General features: G+C 39.1%; 7 protein-coding genes and 3 tRNA genes. 6 read left to right on the top strand and 4 right to left on the bottom strand.

The genetic code is table 11. The features are described from left to right. Positions 1-108: 108 nt before the first annotated feature. The 3 genes from FY049_RS18875 to FY049_RS18865 form a co-directional block, all read right to left on the bottom strand. Positions 109-184, bottom strand: a tRNA-Gly gene (locus tag FY049_RS18875). A 45-nt stretch (positions 185-229) separates the two neighbouring features. After that, positions 230-305: transfer RNA gene (locus FY049_RS18870), tRNA-Gly, on the bottom strand. Positions 306-351: 46 nt separating this feature from the next. Continuing rightward, positions 352-424: transfer RNA gene (locus tag FY049_RS18865), tRNA-Gly, on the bottom strand. A 217-nt stretch (positions 425-641) separates the two neighbouring features. Between FY049_RS18865 and FY049_RS18860 the strand changes: the two genes are divergently transcribed. The 4 genes from FY049_RS18860 to FY049_RS18845 all read left to right on the top strand — a co-directional run bounded on the left by FY049_RS18860 (position 642) and on the right by FY049_RS18845 (position 2,709). Then, positions 642-950 carry a BolA family protein gene (locus FY049_RS18860; RefSeq protein ID WP_004723487.1) on the top strand — a complete coding sequence of 103 codons (309 nt, stop codon included), beginning with the start codon at positions 642-644 and terminating at the stop codon, positions 948-950. Positions 951-967: 17 nt separating this feature from the next. Beyond that, positions 968-1,360, top strand: a complete 393-nt coding sequence (locus tag FY049_RS18855) for a SirB2 family protein (protein WP_004723485.1) — start codon at positions 968-970, stop codon at positions 1,358-1,360. 85 nt (positions 1,361-1,445) lie between these two features. Continuing rightward, positions 1,446-2,282 carry a ParA family protein gene (locus tag FY049_RS18850; RefSeq protein ID WP_004723483.1) on the top strand — a complete coding sequence of 279 codons (837 nt, stop codon included), beginning with the start codon at positions 1,446-1,448 and terminating at the stop codon, positions 2,280-2,282. A 13-nt stretch (positions 2,283-2,295) separates the two neighbouring features. Beyond that, positions 2,296-2,709, top strand: coding sequence for a hypothetical protein (locus FY049_RS18845; RefSeq protein WP_004823650.1), 414 nt, complete (start codon positions 2,296-2,298; stop codon positions 2,707-2,709). A 65-nt stretch (positions 2,710-2,774) separates the two neighbouring features. Here the strand turns inward: FY049_RS18845 and FY049_RS18840 are convergent, their stop codons facing one another. Continuing rightward, the gene (locus FY049_RS18840; RefSeq protein ID WP_056518300.1) at positions 2,775-3,425 is read right to left on the bottom strand and encodes a DedA family protein; all 651 of its coding nucleotides are present in this window, start codon (positions 3,423-3,425) and stop codon (positions 2,775-2,777) included. Between the two features lie 196 nt (positions 3,426-3,621). Between FY049_RS18840 and FY049_RS18835 the strand changes: the two genes are divergently transcribed. Then, positions 3,622-4,038: a DoxX family protein gene (locus tag FY049_RS18835; protein ID WP_056518302.1), complete on the top strand. Its 417-nt coding sequence runs from the start codon at positions 3,622-3,624 to the stop codon at positions 4,036-4,038. A gap of 295 nt (positions 4,039-4,333) precedes the next feature. After that, a complete protein-coding gene (gene guaA / locus FY049_RS18830) occupies positions 4,334-5,902 on the top strand; it encodes a glutamine-hydrolyzing GMP synthase (protein ID WP_004823655.1) in 1,569 nt (522 codons plus the stop codon). Positions 5,903-6,000: the final 98 nt, after the last annotated feature.

Below are 6,000 nucleotides of genomic sequence, written 5' to 3'. Positions count from 1 at the left end.
CATGCTGATTGAGTGAATACAGCATAAAGTGTGTAAGTATATGCTGATGATTTATAAACCAATAATGCAAAAAAAAGCCCTAATCTTTCGATCAGGGCTTTTTAAATTTGGAGCGGGAAAGGAGACTCGAACTCCCGACCCCAACCTTGGCAAGGTTATGCTCTACCAACTGAGCTATTCCCGCGGAGTCTGTCCAATTTTTTAAATAAAAAACTGAATAAAAAAATTTTGGAGCGGGAAAGGAGACTCGAACTCCCGACCCCAACCTTGGCAAGGTTATGCTCTACCAACTGAGCTATTCCCGCGGAGTCTGTCCAATTTTTTAAATAAAAAACTGAATAAAAAAATTTGAGCGGGAAAGGAGACTCGAACTCCCGACCCCAACCTTGGCAAGGTTATGCTCTACCAACTGAGCTATTCCCGCATGCGGTGTATAATACATCAACAGATGGTAGGGTCAAGATTTTTCTGCAAAGGAAAACACTAATTGCATAAAATAAAGACATTTTTATGAAAAAACTTCAAAATTTAATTTAAAAAAATCAAATCGAACAGCAAAAGCTTTGCTGAACACACAGCGATGCTCAAAGAATCCGCTATACTATGTCATTCACCCATTGATCGATCTCTAAGGAATCAGCATGAGTTTAGAACAACAATTGATTGAAAGTTTAAATCAACTTGAGCCATCACATTTAGAAGTGATCAATGAGTCTGCTGGTCATGGCGGGTATTTTCCTGGAAAAGAGTCGCATTTTAAAGTGATCATTGTCAGTGAACAATTTGCAGGGTTACGTTTGGTACAACGCCACCAAAAAGTGTACGCAGAAGCCAAAGCCTTACTCAGCCCTGGAAAAATTCATGCCTTAGCGATCCATGCTTATCTTCCAAGTGAGTGGCAAGGTCAAGCCCCAGCAAGTCCAGACTGCGCTCATGCACCTAAAGTATAAAGTGCAGAGTAATTAAAATGGATACACATTTACTGATTAAAATCATTCACATGACCAGTGTTGGGTTATTAATTCTGGTTTTTGTTTTACGCGCTTCAACATTATTTATTGGAACACACAACCAGCAACCGAATCCTAAAGGGCGGGTAGCTTTTGTTGCCTTGCAACATCTTTCCCTCACGGTGGTTATATTTACAGGGCTAACTTTATTGATTATGAATGAGTTTAAAGTGCAGCCTTGGTTCTATGCGAAAATTATTTTGTTTATGGTTTTCCTTTCCTCACAAATAAAAGCCTATAAAAAGGATGATACCGTTCTTTTAACACAACGTAGAGCAGGTTTAGTGATTGGCGGAATTGCTTTGCTTGCAACTTTAGTTTTGGTGGTGCTTAAACCAGTTTTTAGTTGATTGTTAGACATGAATTTCACACTTGTATAGCGTCTAGGTTAAACTAGATACAAGTTTAAAAATAATGATAGCTTAGGGAACTTGTATGCTAACTCGTGTGGTATTTAACCAAAAAGGCGGTGTAGGAAAATCAAGTATTACGGTGAATCTTGCTGCGATTAGTGCGTATCAAGGTTTTAAAACATTGGTGATTGATTTAGATCCTCAAGCAAACTCTAGCCAATATCTTTTGGGTGATGACGCCACCTATTCTGCTGAAAAAACTGCATTAGAGCCGAATATTGAAAACTTTTTTAATGACGTACTTGGGAATCATCAACAAAAAGGATTGATTGGCAATGCTATTGGTAGCCTTTTAAAAACAAAAAATAAAGGTTTTGAGCAATATATTCATCGTTCACCTTTTAAAGATTTGGATGTATTACCCGCCAGCCCGAGCTTAGGCGAGTTAGAACATGCGTTAGAATCAAAACATAAAATTTATAAGTTACGTGATGCGATTCAGACCTTAACCAGTCAATATGAGCGTATTTATATTGATACACCGCCAGCATTTAACTTTTTTACCTTATCGGCACTCATCTCAGCGGATCGTGTTCTGATTCCGTTTGATTGTGATGTATTTTCAAAACGTGCATTACAGACGCTTATTCAAAATGTCATAGAAACTCAAGATGATCATAATGATCGACTTGAAATCGAAGGGATTGTAGTCAATCAATATCAAGCTCAGGCAAAATTACCGCGTGAAGTGGTACAACAGCTTAAAGATGAAGGTCTGCCAGTTTTAGAAAATATGTTGCCACCTTCTGTATTAATGAAAGAATCGCATCATAAAAATCTGCCATTAATTCATTTGGCTACAGATCATAAATTGACTCAAGCCTATCAATCATTGTTCAATGAGATTGATAAAAAATAATTTCGAGATCGTGATGAAATCATTGAAAATGACTTCTGTTAAATTATCAGTCGTTGCCTTAACGGCGCTTGTCGTATCTGCTTGTACGACGACGGTTAAACCCACTTATGTGTCGCCTACGCAGTATCAGGCGATGAACTGTTTGCAATTGACGACAGAGTTTAATCGTATTCAACAATACATTAATAATGGTGTACAACCTGCGAAACGTACAGGCGTGGGTGTTGGATTAGGTGTTGGTGGTGGTTGGGGCAGCGGTGGCTGGGGTTGGGGGATTGGTCCAAGTATTTCTGTAAACTTAGGACAATCTTCAAACACCAAAAATACTGAGCTTTCCCGACTGTATGGTGAGCAAGATGCCTTGTCTCAGGCGGCTCAATTTAAGAACTGCCCTTACGTCCCTAAACGTCAGGAAGTTAAAAAATAACGGGTTTTACCCATAAAAAAGCCGATTTTAGAAATCGGCTTTTTTATCATCTTTAAATATGCTGTTTATGGATTATTGGGCATTTTATTTTTATTAAAAAATTTATGACGAATATAACCAATCACACCAGGTAACACGCTGAGAATAATGATACCGAAAACCAAATGGGTGAAATTATCTTTCACAATTGGCATATTCCCGAATAAATAACCCAAGGTAATAAACGAGCCAACCCAGCAAATTGCACCGACTGCATTATAGGTTAAGAAATATTTATAATTCATGCTTCCTGCACCCGCAACAAATGGTGCAAAAGTGCGGGCAAAAGGGATAAAACGGGCAAAGATAATAGTTTTTCCACCATGTTTTTCAAAAAACTGTGATGTTTTCAGCAAGTGTTGTTTGTTGATAAATTTAGAATCAATTTCAAAAACACGCGGTCCGACATATTTCCCGATATGATAATTAAGGGTATCGCCGAGCACTGCCGCAATAAATAGCAGAATGATTAAAACCACAGGATCCATTGCACCCGTCGAAGCAGCTAAAGCGCCGGCAGCAAAAAGTAAGCTATCCCCAGGCAGGAATGGCATAACCACGAGACCTGTTTCAACAAAAATAATCAGGAATAAAATTCCATACACCCAGATACCATAATTTCTAATAAATTCAAACAGGTGTTCGTCTACGTGCAAAATAAAGTCAATCAGATCCATAAGGCAGAAACTATGCGAATTGGTGCACAAATCCTAGCAGTGTGAGTTATGAAAGTCAGTATTAAAAAGTAATTTTTTAAAACTTATTATTGTTCTTAATTTGCAACGATGAGTTTAGTTTTTAAGTATTTAACTTGAAATGTTTAGTGATTAATATGTATACATCTTCAGAACGAAATACAAATTAGGTCACACCATGTTTAATCCAAATGTTGTTGTTAAAAATATTGTGAATCAACCCACCGCCAATGCGAGCATAGCATTGATTGCACGTATTCTTATGGCATATATCTTTCTTGTTGCAGGTTGGGGCAAAATCACGGCTTACAGTGCAACTGTCGGTTATATGGAATCAATGGGTGTACCAGGTGCCATGTTACCTTTAACCATTCTGGTTGAGTTCGGTGGTGGTCTGGCATTGCTATTTGGTTTTCAGGCACGCTTTGCAGCATTTGGTTTGGGCGTATTTAGTTTGATTACTGCATTCTTATTTCATGGTGGTGAAGCAGATGCAATTAACTTTATGAAAAACTTCGCAATGGCAGGTGGTTTGTTTTTCTTGATGTTGCATGGTGCAGGGAAATTGAGTCTTGATCATGTAATAGAAAAATAATTTAAAGATAAATAAAGCTTTGAAAAGCCAGATCTGTATCTGGCTTTTTTGTGTGTTCATTTAGCCTTATTCAAATGGATCAATTGGTTTATGCTATCTAAAAATATTCAATTCAGTTTTAACTATGACCCCCAGTGAACTGATGAGCATCATTAAAGCCAAAATGAACCTATAAGCTGATTATTTAAAATGATTTTTTACAAAGCTAAGGAACTTGATTGAATGGAGTGCGTATGGCTTATAAAAATGATAGAATATGGCGCTTATATTCGTTTGCCTGCATAGTTGTTGACTCATGACTACCAATACTCAAATTACTGAAGATCGTATCCTTATCTTGGATTTCGGTTCTCAATATAGCCAGCTTATTGCACGCCGTGTACGTGAAGCTGGTGTATATTCTGAAATGTATGCTTTTGATATGTCTGAAGAAGACATTCGCGCGTTTAATCCGAACGGTATCATCTTGTCTGGTGGTCCTGAAAGTGTGCATGAGGAAGGTAGTCCACGTGCGCCAGAAGTTGTATTCAACTTGGGTGTACCTGTATTGGGGATCTGCTATGGTCTGCAAACCATGTCAGAACAACTTGGCGGTAAAGTAGAGCCAGGTACTGTACATGAATTTGGTTATGCAGCAGTTGACGTTTTAGTACGTGATCAATTGCTTGGTGATTTAAATGATGGTGATGACAAACTCAATGTCTGGATGAGCCACGGTGACAAAGTTTCTGCGATTCCAGCAGGCTTTAAAGTGACTGCAAGCACACCAAGCTGTCCATTTGCTGCAGTGAGTGATGAAACGCGCCGTTTCTACGGGGTGCAATTCCACCCAGAAGTGACACATACTGCTAAAGGTGCAGAATTACTGTCTAACTTCGTTCACAGCATTTGTGGTTGCCGTAATCTTTGGAATTCTGAAAACATTATTGATTTACGTGTTGAACAATTACGTGAACAAATTGGTGATCAAAAAGTTCTTTTAGGTCTTTCAGGTGGTGTTGACTCATCTGTAGTTGCAGCATTGTTGCATAAAGCAATCGGTGACCAGCTGACCTGTGTATTCGTAGACAATGGCTTACTTCGTTTAAACGAAGGTGAGCAAGTGATGGACATGTTTGCGAAAAACATGGGGATCCGTGTGATTCGTGCTGATGCAGAAGAACGTTTCTTATCTGCACTTGCAGGCGAAGTTGATCCTGAGAAAAAACGTAAAATCATTGGCCGTGAATTTATCGAAGTTTTTGCTGAAGAAGCGCGTAAGCTTGATGGCGTAAACTTCCTTGCGCAAGGTACGATTTACCCTGACGTGATTGAGTCTGCGGCAACTAAAAATGGTAAAGCGCATGTGATTAAATCACACCATAACGTGGGTGGTTTACCTGAAGATTTAGCATTTGAATTGGTTGAGCCAATTCGTGACTTATTTAAAGATGAAGTGCGTCGTTTAGGTACAACTTTAGGTTTACCACATGAAATGCTTTATCGTCATCCATTCCCTGGTCCAGGTTTGGGCGTGCGTATCTTGGGTGAAGTGAAAAAAGAATATGCTGATATTCTTCGTCTTGCTGATGACATCTTTATGCAAGAGCTTCGTGCAAGTGGTTGGTATGATAAAACTGCACAAGCATTTGCAGTATTCCAACCAGTAAAATCGGTGGGTGTCGTGGGTGATGGCCGTCGTTATGCATGGGTCATTGCACTTCGTGCCGTGGAAACGGTTGACTTTATGACAGCTCGTTTTGCCCATCTTCCATATGAGTTGGTGGATAAAATCTCAACACGTATCATGAATGAAATTAAAGATGTTTCTCGTGTGGTGTATGACGTTTCTTCTAAACCACCAGCAACAATTGAATGGGAGTAATTCAGGGATTTCAAGAAGCGAAGCTTCTTGCCTGAATTACGCCAAGAGCTGCGCCCGCGGCAGCAGGGTTTCAAAATGCAACGCATTTTGCTGATTTT

The sequence above is a fragment of the Acinetobacter sp. 1125_18A genome (assembly GCF_052824985.1).
This window is presented reverse-complemented; position numbering and strand designations above follow the sequence as displayed.